General features: G+C 70.4%; 15 protein-coding genes and 1 pseudogene. 6 read left to right on the top strand and 10 right to left on the bottom strand.

From position 1 onward, the window contains the following. Positions 1 to 45: 45 nt before the first annotated feature. The 5 genes and pseudogenes from ACWGI2_RS23940 to ACWGI2_RS23920 all read right to left on the bottom strand — a co-directional run bounded on the left by ACWGI2_RS23940 (position 46) and on the right by ACWGI2_RS23920 (position 6121). Positions 46 to 908, bottom strand: a pseudogene (locus tag ACWGI2_RS23940) (carbohydrate ABC transporter permease). Continuing rightward, positions 905 to 1876 (bottom strand): carbohydrate ABC transporter permease, encoded by a 972-nt coding sequence (locus ACWGI2_RS23935; RefSeq protein ID WP_453697498.1) that lies wholly within the window; start codon positions 1874 to 1876, stop codon positions 905 to 907. The pseudogene ACWGI2_RS23940 and the gene ACWGI2_RS23935 overlap by 4 nt, the downstream one beginning before the upstream one ends. 91 nt (positions 1877 to 1967) lie before the next feature. Further along, a complete protein-coding gene (locus tag ACWGI2_RS23930) occupies positions 1968 to 3299 on the bottom strand; it encodes an ABC transporter substrate-binding protein (RefSeq protein ID WP_453697496.1) in 1332 nt (443 codons plus the stop codon). Between the two features lie 91 nt (positions 3300 to 3390). Beyond that, a complete protein-coding gene (locus ACWGI2_RS23925; RefSeq protein WP_453697495.1) occupies positions 3391 to 4485 on the bottom strand; it encodes a substrate-binding domain-containing protein in 1095 nt (364 codons plus the stop codon). A 136-nt stretch (positions 4486 to 4621) separates the two neighbouring features. Continuing rightward, positions 4622 to 6121 (bottom strand): membrane-associated oxidoreductase, encoded by a 1500-nt coding sequence (locus ACWGI2_RS23920; protein WP_453697493.1) that lies wholly within the window; start codon positions 6119 to 6121, stop codon positions 4622 to 4624. Positions 6122 to 6280: 159 nt separating this feature from the next. On the opposite strand from ACWGI2_RS23920, the gene rpmF reads away from it, so the two are divergent. Both rpmF and ACWGI2_RS23910 read left to right on the top strand, forming a co-directional pair. Next, entirely contained in the window at positions 6281 to 6451 is a 171-nt protein-coding gene (rpmF, locus tag ACWGI2_RS23915; RefSeq protein ID WP_453396335.1) for a 50S ribosomal protein L32, read from the top strand. A gap of 5 nt (positions 6452 to 6456) precedes the next feature. Next, positions 6457 to 7623 carry a GTP-binding protein gene (locus ACWGI2_RS23910; RefSeq protein WP_453697491.1) on the top strand — a complete coding sequence of 389 codons (1167 nt, stop codon included), beginning with the start codon at positions 6457 to 6459 and terminating at the stop codon, positions 7621 to 7623. Here ACWGI2_RS23910 and ACWGI2_RS23905 read toward each other — a convergent pair. From ACWGI2_RS23905 to ACWGI2_RS23890, 4 genes are all read right to left on the bottom strand, one after another. Further along, on the bottom strand, positions 7612 to 7848 hold the full coding sequence (locus ACWGI2_RS23905) for a hypothetical protein (protein WP_453396333.1): 237 nt from the start codon (positions 7846 to 7848) through the stop codon (positions 7612 to 7614). The two genes, ACWGI2_RS23910 and ACWGI2_RS23905, sit on opposite strands and share 12 nt — an antisense overlap. Before the next feature lie 36 nt (positions 7849 to 7884). Next, positions 7885 to 8547 carry a TNT domain-containing protein gene (locus ACWGI2_RS23900; protein WP_453396524.1) on the bottom strand — a complete coding sequence of 221 codons (663 nt, stop codon included), beginning with the start codon at positions 8545 to 8547 and terminating at the stop codon, positions 7885 to 7887. Between the two features lie 178 nt (positions 8548 to 8725). Further along, positions 8726 to 9112, bottom strand: coding sequence for an STAS domain-containing protein (locus ACWGI2_RS23895; protein ID WP_453396332.1), 387 nt, complete (start codon positions 9110 to 9112; stop codon positions 8726 to 8728). Positions 9113 to 9332: 220 nt separating this feature from the next. Next, the gene (locus tag ACWGI2_RS23890; protein ID WP_453697490.1) at positions 9333 to 10784 is read right to left on the bottom strand and encodes a purine-cytosine permease family protein; all 1452 of its coding nucleotides are present in this window, start codon (positions 10782 to 10784) and stop codon (positions 9333 to 9335) included. 69 nt (positions 10785 to 10853) lie between these two features. Here ACWGI2_RS23890 and ACWGI2_RS23885 point away from each other — a divergent pair, with 69 nt between their 5' ends. The 3 genes from ACWGI2_RS23885 (at position 10854) to ACWGI2_RS23875 (ending at position 14545) form a co-directional block, all read left to right on the top strand. Next, on the top strand, positions 10854 to 11546 hold the full coding sequence (locus ACWGI2_RS23885) for a TetR/AcrR family transcriptional regulator (RefSeq protein WP_453697489.1): 693 nt from the start codon (positions 10854 to 10856) through the stop codon (positions 11544 to 11546). A gap of 57 nt (positions 11547 to 11603) precedes the next feature. Beyond that, complete coding sequence (locus tag ACWGI2_RS23880) at positions 11604 to 13226, top strand: amidohydrolase (RefSeq protein WP_453697487.1); 1623 nt, start codon at positions 11604 to 11606, stop codon at positions 13224 to 13226. 143 nt (positions 13227 to 13369) lie between these two features. Continuing rightward, a complete protein-coding gene (locus tag ACWGI2_RS23875; protein WP_453697486.1) occupies positions 13370 to 14545 on the top strand; it encodes a lactonase family protein in 1176 nt (391 codons plus the stop codon). On the opposite strand, the gene ACWGI2_RS23870 is transcribed toward ACWGI2_RS23875, so the two are convergent. Continuing rightward, the gene (locus ACWGI2_RS23870) at positions 14542 to 15210 is read right to left on the bottom strand and encodes a HalD/BesD family halogenase (protein WP_453396327.1); all 669 of its coding nucleotides are present in this window, start codon (positions 15208 to 15210) and stop codon (positions 14542 to 14544) included. The genes ACWGI2_RS23875 and ACWGI2_RS23870 overlap by 4 nt on opposite strands. A 111-nt stretch (positions 15211 to 15321) precedes the next feature. On the opposite strand from ACWGI2_RS23870, the gene ACWGI2_RS23865 reads away from it, so the two are divergent. Continuing rightward, positions 15322 to 16932, top strand: coding sequence for an alpha-amylase family glycosyl hydrolase (locus tag ACWGI2_RS23865; protein ID WP_453697484.1), 1611 nt, complete (start codon positions 15322 to 15324; stop codon positions 16930 to 16932). Positions 16933 to 16980 lie beyond the last annotated feature (48 nt).

Genomic DNA, 16980 nt, shown 5'->3' with positions numbered 1-16980 from the left:
CATTCCCTTTCGCATGGTTCACATGGTTCGCATGGTTCGCATGGATCACTTGACCGAGCCCGCGGTGAGACCCGACTTCCAGAAGCGTTGCAGCAGTACGAAGGCGAGGATCAGCGGAAGCACCGCGAGGAGCGGCCGATGATCACCACGGGGTAGTACTCGGGCGAGACGGTCGCCGAGCTGTTCCAGGTGTAGAGGCCGAGGCTGACCGGGTACAGCTTTTCGTCCGAAAGCATCACCATCGGCAGGAAGAAGTTGTTCCAGATGGCGGTGAGCTGGAAGAGGAACACCGTCACCAGGCCGGGGCCCAGCATCCGCAGGGAGACGCGCACATACGTGGTGAGTTCCCCGGCGCCGTCCACGCGAGCCGCTTCGAGCACCTCGTCGGGCACGTATCCCTGGCTGAAGATCCGCCCCAGATAGACGCCGAACGGGTTGAAGAGGACGGGGATGAACACGGCCCAGAAGGTGTCGACGACGCCCGTGGCCGAGGCCATCAGATACAGCGGAAGGGCGAGCACCGTCTGCGGCACCATCACCGCCGCAAGGACCAGGCCGAAGACCTTCTCCTTGTGGGGGAATCGGTACTTGTCGAAGGCGTAGCCGCAGGCGACGCTCACCAATGCGCTGATCGCGGCGCCCAGGACGGCGTACAGGAGGCTGTTGGTGTACCAGCGGCCGTAGAGGCCGCCGTCCATCGCGAACAGGTCGCGCAGGTTCTGTACGAAGGAGAAGTCGGTCAGCGTGAAGAAGCTGCTGCTGAACAGCGCGTCGCGGTTCTTGGAGGCGGCGAGCACCAGCCACAGGACGGGCAGCAGGGTGTAGAGCACCGCGACGCCGACCACGGTGTTCACGACGGTGCGGCCCAGGAGGCGGGGGCGGTGCGCGGTGAGGGTGTCGGCGCTCATCGTGCGGCCTCCTTCTGGGAGCGGTTGGTCCAGCGGGTGACGCCGTAGGAGAGGGCGACCGTGCACAGGAGCAGGATCACCGAAGCGGCGGCGGCCAGGCCGTAGTTGTTGCGGGTGAAGGCCGCGTCGTAGATGTACATGCTGGGCGAGAAGCGCGAGTTGATCATCGGGGACGACTGGCTGAGCAGCATGGGTTCGGTGAACAGCTGCATCGCCCAGATCAGGGTGAACATGGCGACCATGACGATCGAGGAGCGCACCAGGGGCGCCTTGACCTGGAGTGCCGTGCGCACGGGTCCCGCGCCGTCGACCACGGCGGCCTCGATCACTTCACGGGGCACGGCCTGGAGTGCGGCGTAGAAGATCACCATGTTGTAGCCGAGGTTGCTCCACAGGGCGATGTTCACGATCGACGGGAGCACGGTGTTCACCCCGAGGAAGTCGATGTGGATGTCGCCCTTGGAGAGCACGTCGACGACCGGGCTCAGCCCCGGGGTGTAGAGGTAGAGCCAGATGAGGGCCGCGATGATCCCCGGCACCGCGTGCGGCAGGAAGAGCCCCAACTGGGCCCAGGCACGCAGCCGTACGACGCCCGAGTCGAGCAGCAGGGCGAGCGAGAGGGCGCCGATCACCATCAGCGGGATGTAGATCAGGCAGTACAGCGCGACCAGGCCGAGGCTGCCGAGAAAGGTCGGGTCGGTGAGGACGGCCGTGTAACTGCGCAGGCCGACGAAGACCGTGCGTTCCGGGCCGAAGCCGAGGCCGGGCTGGTCGTCGCTGAAGAAGCTCAGCCAGACCGCGGTGGCGACGGGTATCAGGAAGACCGTCACCAGCAGGATCAGGAAGGGGGTCATCAGGACGCCGCACGCCAGGTGTTCACGGCGCCGCGCGCGCTTACGGGCGCTTCGGACGGCGACGGGGGCATCGGCGGTGCGGGTGGCTCGGGCCGGGGGCGCGGTCGTGGTCATCGGGGGTCACCTGCCTTTCTGCTGGTCCTGGTGCTTGTGCTGGTGCTTGTCGATGTACGGGGCTTCTGTCGCGCCGCGCCGCTCGGGCCGGTCACGTGCTGTGCTCGGTGGTCGAGAGGCCGAGGGCTCTGAGGTCCGGCATGGTGCCGTCGTGCGCCGCGCGCACGGCATCGAGCAGCGAGCCCTTGCCGCCGCCCGCGCGGGCGAAGCCGTCCTGCATGACCCTCTGGGTGGCGGTCATGCGCGGGCCCCAGACCCAGCCGTCGCGGATCGTCTCGGCCTGCTCCTCGAAGAGGCGGTAGATGTCCTGGCCCGAGTAGTAGGCGCGGTCGAAGGCCTTGCGGCCCACGGGAACCAGGTCGGGGACGGCCGGGTACTGGCTGCTGGTGCCGCTGGAGAGGCGGGCGCGCAGGGCGTCGGGGTGCGAGACCTGCCACTCGATGAACTCCATGGCGGCTTCGGGCTGTTGGCAGTCCTTGGTGACGGCGAAGGTGGAGCCGCCGTGGGTGCCGACGACGGGGTTCTCGGGGTCCCACTGCGGGAGCGGGGCGATGGCCCACTGGCCCTTCTGGCCGGGCCTGGCGTTCATCTGCGCGCCCGCGTCCCACGCGCCGCTGAGCCGGGCCAGGATCAGCCCTTCACTGAGCTGCGAGTCGTAGTGCCTGCTCTCCGTGGCGTTGACGAAGAGCAGTTCCTCGTCGATGAGCCGCTGCCAGTACGCCGCGGCCTTGCGGGTCGGGCGGTCCGTCAGCGAGACGTTCCACGCGCCGTCGCGGGTGTCGAACCACTGGGCGCCCGCCTGCCATGCCCACGCGGCGAACTGGGTGCCGCCGTCAGTGGGGAAGACCGCGATCCGCCGGTCGCGCGCCTTGTCCCGCACGGTGCGGGCTGCATCGGCGAACTCGTCCCAGGTACGCGGGACTTCGATCCCGTACCGGTCGAACAGGTCGGCGCGGTAGTGCAGCACCATCGGTTCGACGTCGAGCGGGACGGAGTAGACGTGCTTCTCGAAGGTGGTGAGGCCGAGGGCCTGCGGCAGCAGCTTTGCGCGCAGCCGGTCGCTGACGAGCGACGTGATGTCCCGGGCGACGCCGTCGATGGCGAAGCCGGGGACCTGGGGGTATTCGAGGGTGGCGACGTCCGGGGCGTTGCCGGCCCGGGCGGCGTTGCTGAGCTTGGCGTATCCGCCCATGGCGCCGGACGGGATCTGCTGGAACTCGACCTGGATGCGGTCGTGGGTCTTGTTGAACGCGTCGACCACTTCCTGGCTTCCGCGCAGTGCGGACCAGAAGGTGATGCGTGTGGTGCCGCCCTTGCTGCTCGATGTACCGCCCTTGCTGCCCGAACAGGCGCTGAGCGCACCTGACATGGGAACTGCGGCTGTCACGGCGAGCAGGGACCGGCGGCTCGGTCGACCAGGCATGGGTGCCTCCCGCGGCTCTTGTTCGGGACACGGGAATCCTGATCGCGTGAACGGTGCCGGTCAATAGACCGATCAAAAGAAACTGAAGCGGTCAAACGATCTCGATGTTGGTGGCGGATCCGCGGACCTTGAGCTCCGGCAGAAGCTCCACGCGCTGTGTCGGCCCGGCGCCAGAACCCGCCAACTCGTCGAGCCTGCGCAGCAGTAGACCGGCCGCCGTCCGTCCCACCTCGTGCTTCGGCGGGGACACGGCGGTCAGCGGCGTACTGCCGAGCGCGGCCACCACGTCGTCGTACGCCACCACCGAGCAGTCCTGCGGCACCCGCACCCCACGGTCCATGAGCTGTTGCACGAGCATCAGCGCGTCGACGTCGCCGTGCAGCACTGCGGCCGTGGCCCCGCGCTCGCGCAGCCGCGCCGCGAGGTCGAGCGGTTCGCGCACCCGCCCCGGCCCCGCGCCCGCGGCGCTGAGCATGACGCTCCAGTCCTCGATCTCGGGCCGGGAGGCGGCGATTTCGGCGAAGGCCGCACGCAGGGCGCGGGCCGTCGGGCTGTCGTCGCGGGCGGCAAGGACGATCCGCCGGTGACCGAGCCCGACGAGGTGGTCGACGGCGAGGTGGATGCCGTACCAGTGGTCGGTGCAGACCGAGTCCATGGCGTGCAGCGCACTGCCCGCGCGTGGCCGCCGCTCCATCAGGACCGTGGGCACGCCCGATGCGGCCAGCCAGGCGTAGTCCGCCTCCTCCTCAGCCTCCGTGCGCCAGCGCGGGGCGATGAGAAGCCCCCGCACGCCTTCGGTCAACACCCGCTCGACCAGGGGCCGTTCGGCGCCCTCGACCTGCGGCGCGATGTGCAGGGCGACCCGCATACCGGCCTCGCCCAGGACGCCTCGGGCCCCGTGCATCGTCTCGTACAGGTAGGTGTGCCGCTCGGGCACCATCAGGGCCACGGCCCCGCCGCTCGCCACGGGTTCGGCGGGCGCGGGGCTCCGCTCCACGGGCCCGACCGAGCGCGCCACGCCGTGCCCGCGCCGCAACTTGCCCTCCTGGGCCAGGTCTTCGACATCCCGGCGCACGGTGATCACCGACACCTCGAGATCGTCGGCGAGATCGCTCAGCCGTGCCTCGCCACGCGACTCCACGACCGCGAGTATCCGCTGCCGCCTGACATCCCTCGGCTCCCGCATGCTGCCGGCCCCCTCGCGACGTACTCGTCAGGTGTTCGTTTGAGCGTTTCGCTGGAGGATATCGATCGTCGCCCCGCCTGTGTCCAGGTCGGCGATGTTCGTCGCGACGAGCGCTGGGTCACTGGCGGCTGCTGGGTCACTGGCGGCTGAGGGAGCGGGTGATGCCGGCCGCGACCGTGGTGACGAGGACCCAGCCCGTGGCGACAAGCAGATACGAGAGCCACTGGTACCAGCCCTCCGGCGCGAAGGCCGCCTCCTGGCCGAACCCGATGATCGGGATGAGCAGGTCGAGGGTGTAGAAGACGGGGTTGAAGTCGGGGGCCTCGTCGGCCTTCAGCGCGGGCGGATGATGCAGGGCGAAGGCGAGCGTGCCGGTGAGCAGCAGGACGAGCAGCCATCCCGCGGCGCGCATCGGCCGGAATCCGTAGCCGACCGTCACGTCCTGGAGATGGCCCCAGATCCTGGCGTACGGGGGCAGGGTGCGCCGGTGGCGGCGGAGCTTGGCCAGCTGCACGGTGCGGGCGGCGGCCTCGTCGCCCACGGTGCGGTACGCCGCGGCCAGCTGCTCGTAGCTCTGCGGGAGATAGCCGCCCGCCTCGCGTTCGAGCACCGGTAGCCGCTGCTCGGCGGGCAGGTGCGGGGCGAGCCTCTGGTACGCGAGGCCGTCGAGCTTGACCTGGCCGGGCCACACCTCCGGAGGGACGTGCAACAGGTCGAGCTGGGAGCGTCGCAGGTTCACGGCGCCCTCGATCGGAGCGGCTTCCCGCAGCCACAGCTCGCCGATGACGCAGCTGCTGGCGCGCAGGGCCGTCGCGCCGGGGCGGGAGAGGCGGGCGTAGGCGAGATTGACGTGCCGCGGGATTCTGGCGCCGCTCAGGTTGAGCTGACCGTCGGCACGCAGCCGCATGGCCCGCAGATCGGTGCCGACCGTCAAGGTCTCGGCGTGCAGGGCGACTTCACCGGGGGCATTCAGTTCGGCGTCGTCGAGGTTGACCTGGCCTCCGACGGTGGCGCCGTTCAGCCGGATCTGGCCATGGGCCACCAGGCCGGGGGCCCATACGTCGGTGCCGATCACCGCGTGGTTCAGCTGGAGCACCGCTTCCGCAGCCGGTGCGGGGTCCGGTGCGGGCTCCGGGTCAGGTGGGTGCGGGGTGCCGAGTTCCGCGCCGTTGGCGAAGAAGGCCCCGGTGATCTGCGCGCCCGCCAGCCGCACGGGGCCCGTGATCCGGCAGCAGGTGATCCGCAGGTCCAGCTCGACACGGAGGTTGCCTACTCTCAGGCCCGGCAGGACCGAGTCGCTCAGGTCCAGGGTGCGGACCTGGGCTCCGTACAGGTTCGGTGTCTGGTCGAAGCGGCAGGAGCGGAGTCGTACGGCGTGCTCGACCGTCCCGTACCTGAGGTCGAGGCGCCCGGTGACGCGTGCTCCGGTCAGCTTCATGCCGGTTATCTCGCCGTCCCGCGTCGGGCCGTCGAGCAGCAGCGCCCGCAGCACCTCGCCCCGCACCGTCCGCTCGGGCCCCCAGGAGCCACCGGCCGCGGGGTCGTCATCGGGGCTCTCGCGGAAGTCGACGCCGCCGCCGAGCGGGAACGCCTGCCAGACGCGGCGCTCCGCCGGTGTCAGGTCGGTGATCTCCATCGCCGGGATGCTGTCGCGGGCGCGTCCGGACTGTCAACCGTGGCTCGGGCTCACACGGTGACTCGGGCCCATTGGCGCGTTGCCGCGACCCTTCAGTTCGAAATGGGATCCATTTTCATATAGCCTCGGCGTCGCACCACCGAGAGAGGACTCGAAACCATGGCCGTACCCAAGCGGAAAATGTCCCGCAGCAACACCCGTCACCGCCGCGCGCAGTGGAAGGCCACCACCCCGCAGCTCGTGCCGGTCACCGTCGACGGCTCCGCCTACCTGGTGCCCCAGCGACTGGCCAAGGCGTACGAGCGCGGCCTGCTGCGCCCCGAGAGCTGACGGACATGGCCGAGCGACTGCCGGTGACCGTCCTGTCCGGCTTTCTCGGCGCGGGCAAGACGACCCTGCTCAACCATGTCCTTGGCAACCGCGAGGGCCTGCGCGTCGCGGTGATCGTCAATGACATGAGCGAGATCAACATCGACGCCGCCCTCGTGCGCGGCGGTGATGCCGCCCTCTCGCGCACCGAGGAACGCCTCGTGGAGATGACCAACGGGTGCATCTGCTGCACCCTGCGCGACGATCTCCTGGAGGAGGTCGACCGCCTTGCGCGAGCGGGCCGGTTCGACTACCTCCTCATCGAGTCCAGCGGCATCTCCGAGCCGATGCCGGTCGCGGCCACGTTCGCGTTTCCGCGCGACGACGGCGCCACGCTCGGCGATCTGGCCCGCCTGGACACGATGGTGACGGTGGTCGACGCCGCGAACTTCCTGCCGGAACTGGCGGGTGGGGACGGCCTGGCCGAGCGAGGCCTCGATCAGTACGAGGAGGACGAGCGCACCGTCAGCGATCTGCTGATGGACCAGATCGAGTTCGCGGACGTCATCGTCCTGAACAAGCTCGACCTCGTGGACACGGAGAGCGCGGAGCGGCTCACCGCCACGCTCGCTCGCCTCAATCCGCTCGCCCGCGTCGTTACCGCGACCCACGGCCGCGTCGAACTCCCACAGGTCCTCGGCACCGGCCTGTTCGACCTGGAGCGGGCGCAGCAGGCTCCGGGGTGGGTGCGGGAGCTGAACGGTGACCATGTGCCGGAGACCGAGGAGTACGGGATCTCCAGCACCGTCTTCCGTGCTGAACTCCCCTTCCATCCGGGCCGGTTGTGGACCTTCGTGACGAAGGGTCTGGACAGCGGGACCTTCGGGGACGTGCTGCGGTCCAAGGGCTTCTTCTGGCTCGCAAGCCGCCCGAACGTGACCGGATTGTGGTCCCAGGCGGGGTCCGTGGCGCGCTTCGAACCGTCCGCGGCACGCGATGCGGGGGAACCCCAGGGACAGGAACTGGTCTTCATCGGGACGGGGTTGCGCGCCGACTCCCTGCGGGCGGCGCTCGCGGGCTGCCTCATGGCCGAGGGCGAGAGCCTGCCGGTGGACGACCCGTTCCCCGCGTGGGACACGTACGGCATCGACGACGCCTGCGAGCACGAGGCCCTCGCCGTCTCACAGCAGTAGGCGCAGCAGCTGCGCGCAGGCCTCCCCCTCGTCCGTGTGCCGGGCGAGGGGGTGGTGCGCTCCACGTTCGTACGTGCCGGTCTCCCACGCCCGGCCGTCCTCGGTTCTCCGCAGGTAGACGAAGTCGGGGGGCGTGGGGGCCGGTTCGTGGACGCCCTCGATCCAGTAGTAGCCGTCGGCGACACCGGCTTCGCGCAGCGCGGTGGGCAGTCCACGGATGTCCATCGGTGCCAGTCGCTCCCGGCCTAGTCGTTCCCGGGGCTAGTCGTTCGCGGGCTCGAGGTAGCCGTGATCCAGCAGCCACTTCACGTTCAGGCGCTGGCCGTCGCCCGGGTCGAGGAACGCCGGGTCGAGCTTGATCTGCTGGCCGCCGCCGGGCTGCGCGAACCAGGGGGCGATACCGCCCTGCCAGACGTAGAACGGCTTGCTCACCTCGTAGACGCGGTAGTCGCAGGCGACGGCGGCGTCACGGGTGTTGAGGTTCTGCGGGGGCAGCGCGCGCTCGGCGTACGAGTCTCCGGCAGGGGCCAGGAACGAGCCGTACTCCGACCCGAAGCGGTCGAGGAGGTCGCCCTTCTCCAGCTCCTCGGGGTGCTTGTCGACCTGGCCGTTGACCGTCTCGAAGCCGTCGTTCGGCGGATACTTCCAGCTGCCCGATTCGGCAGGACCTTCCCAGTACTTCTTCAGGAAGGACGACGGCGAGAGGCCGCCCGTGCGCTTCCACCCCTTGAGCAGCGGGCCGACCGGCTCCTGCCACTTCTTGGGCAGCCACTTCGGGCCGAGGCGGGCATCCTTGTGGAACTCTCCGGTGCAGGGCTTGTGCGGTGCCGAAGACGATGACGACCCGGCCGCCGACGCTGCGGGCTTCTGCTCCGCCGCCGCCGTCGCGGTGGGGGCGGCCGCCATCGCCGTCGCCACGCCCATCGCGGCCAGAACAGTACGGATCCGGATCACAGAACTGCGGTCCACTCAGCAACTCCTCGCGCATCCACGGGAAACGGGAAACAGCTCGCACACCGTATCCGAGCAGTGGCGCACAGTCGTCGACTTCCGTCGCGGCGAGAGATAACCAGCCAGGTGGCACCTTTGGAGTTCTGGGCCTCTAGGCCGGCCTGTTCAGGTTTCCCTCGTGGCCGTCGGGCGTGTCCAGAGCGGCGGGCATGCTGTCCAGGACGGTGAAGCTGCGATCCAGCCGGGTGATGCGCAGGACCCGCCAGACGCGCGGACTGCTGCGGACCAGTCGCAGGGTGCGCCGTTTCGCGACGGTCCGGCCTTTGATGCGCACCAGCAGCCGCAGCCCGCCGGCGTCCAGGAAGGTCACCTGCCGCAGGTCCACCACCACGTCTGCGCCTGGCCGGTCCAGTAACTCCGCTATGCGCGGCGAGAGTTCCTGGTCCGCCCAGGCGTCCAGTTCACCCCGGAACGTCAGGATGATCGATCCGTCCACCACACGGTGGTGCAGCCCAAAGCCCGGGTCGGGCGTGCCCATGGTCCACCCCCCAATTCACTACACCCCGCATACGAAGAGTAACGACAACGCGAGCGGCGAGGCCCTGAGGCCGACGCCCCAGGCCGCCGGGGTCTGGGGCGGCACCGCGAATGGCATCTACATCTTGCCCGCTCAGGGCCAGTTCATACCTCCGGGTGGCATCCTCGGCCACCCTGCGGCGCATATTCACGGCCCATCTACCGTAGTTACTCTCCGTATTTCACGCCGCGTGTGCGACGCCGATCGTGCGCCGCGCCAGGAGGGCATAGAGGCCCGACGCCACGACCATGCCGACGGGAAGGGCCAGATCCACACCGCCCAGGGCACCGGCCACCGGGCCCGTGTAGAGGGTGTTGACGCAGAGGGCGGCCGTGCCGGTGCCCGCAGTGAGCGCGAGGGCTCCGGCCGCGTTGACACCGGCGGTGAACCAGTAGGGGCCACCAGGGGTTTCGTCCGTCAGTGCGAGGCCGTCGTAGCGGTTGCGGCGCAGCAGGATGTCCGTGGCGTAGATCGCCGTGCTGGGGCCGAGCAGGATCACGGTGAGCTGGAGGACGTTGCTGACGGTGTCGAGGAAGTTGGACACCAGGAGCCCGTACAGGGTCAGGCAGACCGCGGCGATCCCGTCGATGATGACGCTGATCGAACGGCGGATCCGCAGGCCGACGGCTTGCAGGGCAAGACCGGCGCTGTAGGCGGTCAGGGCGTTGATGGAGATCGTGCCGAGGATCAGGGCCAGCAGGAAGAACGGCGTGAACCAGTCGGGCAGGATGCGCTCCAGCGCGGCCTGCGGGTCGGTCATGTCGACCGCGGTCGCGGCGAACAGGCCGAGGGAGCAGACGATCATGCTGGGCAGGAAGCCGCCGAGGGCGGTCCAGCCCACGATCGCCTTCTTGGACGTCGTACGGGGCAGATAGCGGGAGAAGTCGGCGCTGGTGGTGTACGAGAGCGGGCCCGACGCGATGAGCGTGACACCGGCCGCGGCACTCGCCCAGAGGTCGATGCCGGTCAGCGGTTCGGCGGGTGCGTACGAGAAGTCCGCGTACCCGATCACGCTGACGGCGACGACGGCGAAAGCGGCGGTCAGGACCAGGGTGATCGGGAGGTAGAGCCTCATGATCAAGGCGTGGCCGAAGACGCTGATGGTCAGGGTGAGCGCGGCGATGACCACGATCACCGCGACCTTGACCCCGTTGTTCGCCGTGATGCCGGCCTTCTCGACGAGGGAGAAGGCGGCGACCGCCGCGGCGGAGAGGTTCAGGGCGAAGTAGCAGACGGAGACCATCCACCCGACGACCGCGTTGTTGACCCGGTTGCCGCGTATCCCGTACATGGCCCGGGTGATCACCTCGCTCGGCGCGCCCGCGGCCGGTCCGGACACCGCGAGGAATCCCGTGAGCGTCCAGAACAGGTTGCCCACGACGAGCACCGCCAGGGCCTGCCACAGGGTCAGACCCATCAGGATCAGGGCGCCACCGACCACCAGGCTCAGGTAGTTGACGTTCGCCGCCGCCCAGACGGAGAAGAGCTCCCGGGGATGGCCGTGGCGTTCCTCTTCGGGAATGGGGTCGATGCCGTGCGCCTCGACGCGGGCCGCCCGATCCGAGCCCCGCGGCCGCGGCGCCTCGGGGGCGCCGGGCGTATCTGGGTGCGGGTCGGGAATCGTGGACGCCATGTGGCCCTCCGGATGCTGGATCAAGCCCACTGCTTGCTTATTGGTCGCACACTCAATAACGTTGCGGTCATGTCGTCAAGCGTTCAGCGCAAGCGAATTCGGAAATCTCCGGCCGCCCGACGTGCGGAAATCGTCGAGGCGGCCGCCGCCGTCGCCCTGACCGAGGGGCTCGAGTGCGTCACGCTGCGGCGGATCGGCGAAGAGCTCGATGTACGGCCGGGACTGATCAGCCACTACTTTCCGTCGACGGAGGATCTCGTCGCCGAGGCGTTCGGCAGCGCCGCGAGCGCGGAACTCGACACACTGCTGCCCGCCGAGCGGCCGGACGGGTCTCCCACGCGCCACCTCGCGCGGTTCTTCGCACACGCGACGGGAGAGGCGTACGAGGACATCAGCCGCCTCTGGATCAACGCGCGTCACCTCAGCCGCTACCGCCCCGTCCTGCGGGACCGGGTAGCCGAGCAGGAGGGCGCCTGGCGCGGCCGCCTGGAAGGACTCGTCCGGGACGGCGTCGAGCAGGGCGAGTTCCGCACGGCCGACGCCTATGTGACGACCATTCAGATCCTGGTCGTGATCGACGGCCTCGGCGCCCACGCGAACACCGACACCAGCGGTCGCCCCGAGGCGGTGACGCGGATGGCCGTCACCACGGCGGAGCGGGAGCTGGGGCTCGCGAGCGGCACGCTCACCGACGCGGACACCGCTTCGGATGCCGACGCCGATGCTGTCGAGACGCCCACCGGCCGGGCCGACCGGCCGTAGACGCCCCGCCTTCCCCAACAGGCCACCCTCCACCCGCACTTCAAGGAGTCAGTCACCGTGCGCACCACCCTCGTCCTGCTCTCCGCCCGTCTGCTCGACCCGGTCACGGGACGGTTCCTCGAGGACACGGCCCTGGCCGTGTCCTCGGGGCGGATCTCCGCGCTGGGCGACGACCGGCAGATCCGAGCGCTCGCGGACTCCTCGACGACGGTGATCGACCTGAAGGGGGCCGTGGTGACCCCCGGCCTCGTCGACGGGCACCTCCATCCGGTCTCCGGCGCGGAGCTGACGCACGGCCTCGATCTCTCGGGCTGCACCGGCCTCGACGAGGTCCGCGAGGCGCTGGCCCGCGAGGTGCGGACCCTCGCGCCCGGTGCCTGGCTGCACGGTTGGGGCCTGGACCCGAACGTCTTCGGGGACCGCCCCGTGGAGTCCGCCGCCCTCTCCCCCGTCCTCGACGGCGTACCCGCGCTCCTCCAGCTCTTCGACGCCCATTCCATGCTGGCCAGCCCGCGCGCGCTCGAACTCGCGGGCGTCGACGGGCCGCGCACCTTCGCCCAGGCCGCCGAGGTCGTGTGCGACGACGCGGGCAAGCCCACCGGGCTGCTCTTGGAGGACGCCGCCTGCGCGCTCGTCGAGCGCGCGGCGCCGCGGCCCACGCGCGCGGAACGCCGCGCCCGCCTGGCCGCCGCGCTGCGCGGCATGGCCGCCACCGGCCTGACCGGCGGGCACGCCATGGACGCGGACGGCGACAGCCTCGCGCTCTACGCCGAGCTCGACGCGGCCGGTGAACTACCGCTGCGGGTGCGGGTCGCGCCCCGCTGCCAGCCGGGCACCGACGCCGACGCGCTGCGTGCGCTCATCGAGCAGCAGGGCGCGGGCGGCAGGCTCTGGCGGACCGAGGGCATCAAGCTCTTCATGGACGGGACCATCGACAACGGCACAGCCTGGCTGGAACGCCCCGACTGCCACGGCGAGTCCGCCCACGCCTTCTGGCCCGACCCCGAGGCCTACACCCACGTCATCGGCGAGCTCCACCGCGCCGGGGTGCCGACCGCCACCCATGCCATCGGGGACGCGGCCGTACGTCATGTCCTCGACTCCGTCGAGAAGGCCAGGGCCACGGGGGGTCGCGAGCTCCGGCACCGCGTCGAGCACATCGAGACCGTGCCCGACGACACCCTGCGCCGGTTCGCCGAGCTGGGCGTCATCGCGTCCATGCAGCCCACGCACTGCTGTGACTTCACCCGCGCCGACCACACCGACAACTGGTCGCGCCGGCTCGGCGAGGAGCGTGCGGCACGCGCCTGGCGCTGCCGCGATCTGTGGGACTCCGGCGCCACGGTCGTCCTCGGCTCCGACTGGCCCATCGCCCCCTACCCGCCGCTCGGCGTCATGGCCGGTGCCCGCCACCGCCGCCCGAGCCGCGACCTCACTCAGCCCCCGCACGGCCCCGAACAGGCGCTCACCGCCCTGGAGTCACTGCGGGCCATGACGGTGAACGCCGCCTACGCGGCGGGCGAGGAGCACGAGGCGGGACAGCTCGCGATCGGCCACCGCGCCGACCTCACGGTTCTCGCCGAAAGCCCCCTGACGACGACCGCCACCGACCTCCCCGACCTGCCGGTCCTGCTCACGCTCCTCGACGGCAGGCCCACGCACCGCGACGCGAGTCTGTAACCCACCGCGACGCGAGCCGGTGACGCACCGCGTTGCGCAGGAAGCAACCCCGGTTGTGCTCTTGTCCTCGGAGGTTTCCGGGTACCACTGTGTCTGCCACACGCGTCACCACCGACGCGTGAGTCACGGACATGGAGGCTGACATGACCGGTGAGAACGAGGGGCGGCGCACGGCGGGTGGCTGGGGGCGGCGGGGTTTCATCGGGGCACTCGCCGCCACGGCCGTCGCCACGTCCGCTCCGGCCAGAGCCTCCGCGCCCCCCGGTCGGCCCGGTCAGCCCCCGCGCCGCGCACGCCCGCTCTTCCTCGGTACCTACACCACACAGCCCGACGGCGGCACCGGCCTCGGTCTCGCGACGTACGACGAAGCGACGGGGCGTATCACCGGCACCGGCACGCTGACCGGCGTACCCGACCCCTCCTACCTCTGTCTCCATCCTTCGGGCAGGACTCTCTACACCGTCAACGAGCGGGAGCAGGGCGGTGTGACCGCGGTCGCGCTCTCGGCCGCGGGTCCCGAGGTCCTCGGCGCGCGCACCACCGGCGGCGCCGGACCCTGCCATCTGTCCGTGCACCCGAGCGGGCGCTGGCTGCTCAGCGCGAACTATCTCTCCGGGAGCGTCGCCGTCCATCCGGTTCAACGCTCGGGCGCGCTGGGCGAGTTGACCGATCTGGTCACCCACTCCAGCCCGCCACCGGGCCCAGGGCAGGAAGGGCCGCACGCCCACCAGATCGTGACGAGCCCGGACGGCGGACACGTCCTCGCCGTCGACCTGGGCAACGACACCGTCTACAGCTACCGCCTCGACGCGAAGAGGGGGAAGCTCACCCAGGTCTCGTACGCCACCCTGCGACCGGGAGCCGGGCCACGTCACCTCACCTTCCACCCCTCGGGGCGCTTCGCCTATCTCGCCAACGAGGTCGACAACACCGTGGTCGTCTGCGCGTACGACCCCGCGAGCGGGCGGCTGACGCCCGGCGTGCCGCAATCCACCGGCACGGGCGAAGGCACCAGCTATCCGGCGCAGTTGCTCGTCACGCGCGAGGGCGCCTTCGCCTTCCTCGCCAACCGCGGACACAACAGCCTCACCAGGTACGCGATCGAAGCGGGCGGTGCCAGGCTGCGGCTGCTGGACACGGTCCCCGTCGGCGGGGACTTCCCCCGGCACATCGCCTTCTCGCCGTCCCAGCGGCTGCTGTTCGCGGCCAACCAGAAGTCGAGCTCGGTCAGCGTCTTCCGCGTGGGCAGGGGCGGCCAACTACGCCTGACGGGTGAGCCGTTCACCGCTCCGGCGGCGGTGTGCGCGCTGCCCCTCTAGGGCGCGTACAGCTGGGCAGCCGACGGCGTACGCGCCCGTTGCCGGTCGGGGGTGGTGTAGGCGAAGTTCAGCACCGTACGGCGGACGCCCGGCCTGCGCAGCGCGGTCACGCGGTGGGCCGTGGTGTCGGCCCGCAGGAGGTAGCCGTCGCCGCGCTGGTGGTGCACCGGGTCGGCGGTGGTGTGCAGGGCGTCGAGGGCGCCCGTGCGCGGCGTGCGGTGCAGCAGGCCGCCGTCGGCCGGGTCCGTGGGGGCTTCGGTGAAGAGCACCAGGGCCAGGGGGTAGTCGTCGGTGTGGGCGCCATGGGTGTCGCCGGGCCGGTGCAAGATGTTCAGGACGTGCCGCTCCAGGGGGTCGGCGACCTCGACCACGGGCAGGGCCGCGACCCCGCCGAGCCAGGTCAGGAGTTCACTGTCGCGGTACAGGCGTGGGATCAGGGTGGATTCCCGGTCGATGGCGTGGCCGCCGAGGGTGGTCATGTGGCGGGGCGAGCCGTCCGTCGACGCCATGGCGAAGTCCCGGCGCACGGCCAGCTTCTCCAACCGGTCGACCTCGCACGTCAGTTCCTCCAGCAGGGGCGGCGGGATGAGCGACGGAAGTCTCAGATAGCCCTCGGCGGCGAAGTGATCGCTCAGCAGCGGGGTATTGCTGGGTAAGGAAAGCACCGTGCGGACCTACCCCCGCCCGCCTGGGGACAACCGCCGCGTTTCACCAGCGCCGCTCACCACTGCTCCGTCTCAGCAGCCACCGTACGAGGGAAAGGCCGCACCCGCTCCATGACTTCTTTCCGCCCCGCACCCGCCTGGCTCTCCGACGCCGTCTTCTACCAGATCTATCCGCAGTCCTTCGCCGACTCCGACGGCGACGGCATCGGTGACTTCAACGGCATCACCGGACATCTGGACCACTTGGCCTGGCTCGGTGTCGACGCCGTCTGGATCAACCCCTGCTTCGCCTCGCCGTTCCGCGACGCCGGGTACGACATCTCCGACTACCTCTCCCTCGCGCCCCGTTACGGGACGGACGACGACCTGGCCGAGTTGGTGGAGCAGGCGGGGCGGCGCGGCATCCGGGTGCTGCTCGACCTGGTGGCCGGGCACACCTCCGACCGGCATCCGTGGTTCACCGCGTCGGCCGACGACCCGGACGACCACCGGTACATCTGGACGGCCGAGGGCTGTCCGGACGGCTTCGTGCGGTCCCCGGGGAGCCGGCCCGGCGCGTATCTGCCGAACTTCTTCGACTCCCAGCCCGCCCTCAACTTCGGTTACGCGCGCAGGGATCCGGCCGAGCCCTGGCGGCAGCCCGTCGACGCCGAGGGTCCGCGCGCCAACCGTGCCGCGCTGCGCGACATCATGGACCACTGGCTGCGCCTCGGCCTCGCCGGATTCCGCGTCGACATGGCGCACTCCCTCGTCAAGGACGACCCGGACCGCGGCGCGACGGCGGGGGTGTGGACCGAGCTGCGCGGCTGGCTGGACGCCGCACACCCAAAGGCGGTGCTGCTCTCGGAGTGGGGCGATCCGGCGGTGTCCGTGCCCGCCGGGTTCCACGCCGACTTCTTCCTCCAGTTCGGCGGCCCCACCAACGGCGGGCCCCTGCGCTCCCTGTGGAACAACGGCGAAGGCACCGACGACGAAGGGTGGGACCCGCTCGACTGCTTCTTCGACCCCAGCGGCAAGGGATCACCCCGTACGTTCGTCGAGGCGTGGCAGGCGGCCCACGAGGCCATCGGTGGTGCGGGGCACGTCGCGCTGCCCACCTCCAACCACGACTTCTCCCGCCTCAACTGCGGTCCGCGCACCGCCGAGCAGCTCCCGGCGGCGTTCGCCTTCCAGCTCACCTGGCCGACGCTACCGGCGATCTACTACGGCGACGAGATCGGCATGCGCTACATCCCGGGCCTGCCCGACACCGAGGGCAGCGTGCTCGGCCCGCGCTACAACCGGGCGGGCTCACGCACCCCCATGCAGTGGGACGACAGCGCGAACGCCGGTTTCTCGACCGCCCAGCCCGACCGCCTCTACCTCCCCGTCGACCCCGACCCGGGGCGCCCCACCGTCGCCGCCCAGATGGCCGACGAGACGTCTCTGCTGCACCTCGTGCACCGGCTGATCGCCCTGCGCAAGGCCACGCCGGACCTTGGACCCGACGGATCGGTGGAGGTGCTGCACAGCGGCTATCCGTTCGTGTATGTCAGGGGCGGGCGCCATCTCGTGGTGATCAATCCCCGCAGTACACCGGCGACCTTCAGCACCGATGTCGTGGGCGAGGCGGGTCCACGGGCGCTGGAGGCGGAGGGCGTGGAGGCTGCGAGCGGCCTCGTCACGGCGCGGGGATTCGGGTACGGCGTCTTCGATCTGGGTCCCGCGTCAGCCGCCGATTAAGTCCCGAAGGGACAGATGTCCCATTGGGACATTACGGGTGTACGGTCG

Source organism: Streptomyces sp. NPDC054866, assembly GCF_053610745.1.
This window is presented reverse-complemented; position numbering and strand designations above follow the sequence as displayed.

Coding starts and splice junctions, on each gene's coding strand:
- ACWGI2_RS23935 (WP_453697498.1), bottom strand. CDS start 1,876: ATGACCACGACCGCGCCCCCGGCCCGAGCCACCCGCACCGCCGATGCC.
- ACWGI2_RS23930 (WP_453697496.1), bottom strand. CDS start 3,299: ATGCCTGGTCGACCGAGCCGCCGGTCCCTGCTCGCCGTGACAGCCGCA.
- ACWGI2_RS23925 (WP_453697495.1), bottom strand. CDS start 4,485: ATGCGGGAGCCGAGGGATGTCAGGCGGCAGCGGATACTCGCGGTCGTG.
- ACWGI2_RS23920 (WP_453697493.1), bottom strand. CDS start 6,121: ATGGAGATCACCGACCTGACACCGGCGGAGCGCCGCGTCTGGCAGGCG.
- rpmF (WP_453396335.1), top strand. CDS start 6,281: ATGGCCGTACCCAAGCGGAAAATGTCCCGCAGCAACACCCGTCACCGC.
- ACWGI2_RS23910 (WP_453697491.1), top strand. CDS start 6,457: ATGGCCGAGCGACTGCCGGTGACCGTCCTGTCCGGCTTTCTCGGCGCG.
- ACWGI2_RS23905 (WP_453396333.1), bottom strand. CDS start 7,848: ATGGACATCCGTGGACTGCCCACCGCGCTGCGCGAAGCCGGTGTCGCC.
- ACWGI2_RS23900 (WP_453396524.1), bottom strand. CDS start 8,547: ATGGGCGTGGCGACGGCGATGGCGGCCGCCCCCACCGCGACGGCGGCG.
- ACWGI2_RS23895 (WP_453396332.1), bottom strand. CDS start 9,112: ATGGGCACGCCCGACCCGGGCTTTGGGCTGCACCACCGTGTGGTGGAC.
- ACWGI2_RS23890 (WP_453697490.1), bottom strand. CDS start 10,784: ATGGCGTCCACGATTCCCGACCCGCACCCAGATACGCCCGGCGCCCCC.
- ACWGI2_RS23885 (WP_453697489.1), top strand. CDS start 10,854: ATGTCGTCAAGCGTTCAGCGCAAGCGAATTCGGAAATCTCCGGCCGCC.
- ACWGI2_RS23875 (WP_453697486.1), top strand. CDS start 13,370: ATGACCGGTGAGAACGAGGGGCGGCGCACGGCGGGTGGCTGGGGGCGG.
- ACWGI2_RS23865 (WP_453697484.1), top strand. CDS start 15,322: ATGACTTCTTTCCGCCCCGCACCCGCCTGGCTCTCCGACGCCGTCTTC.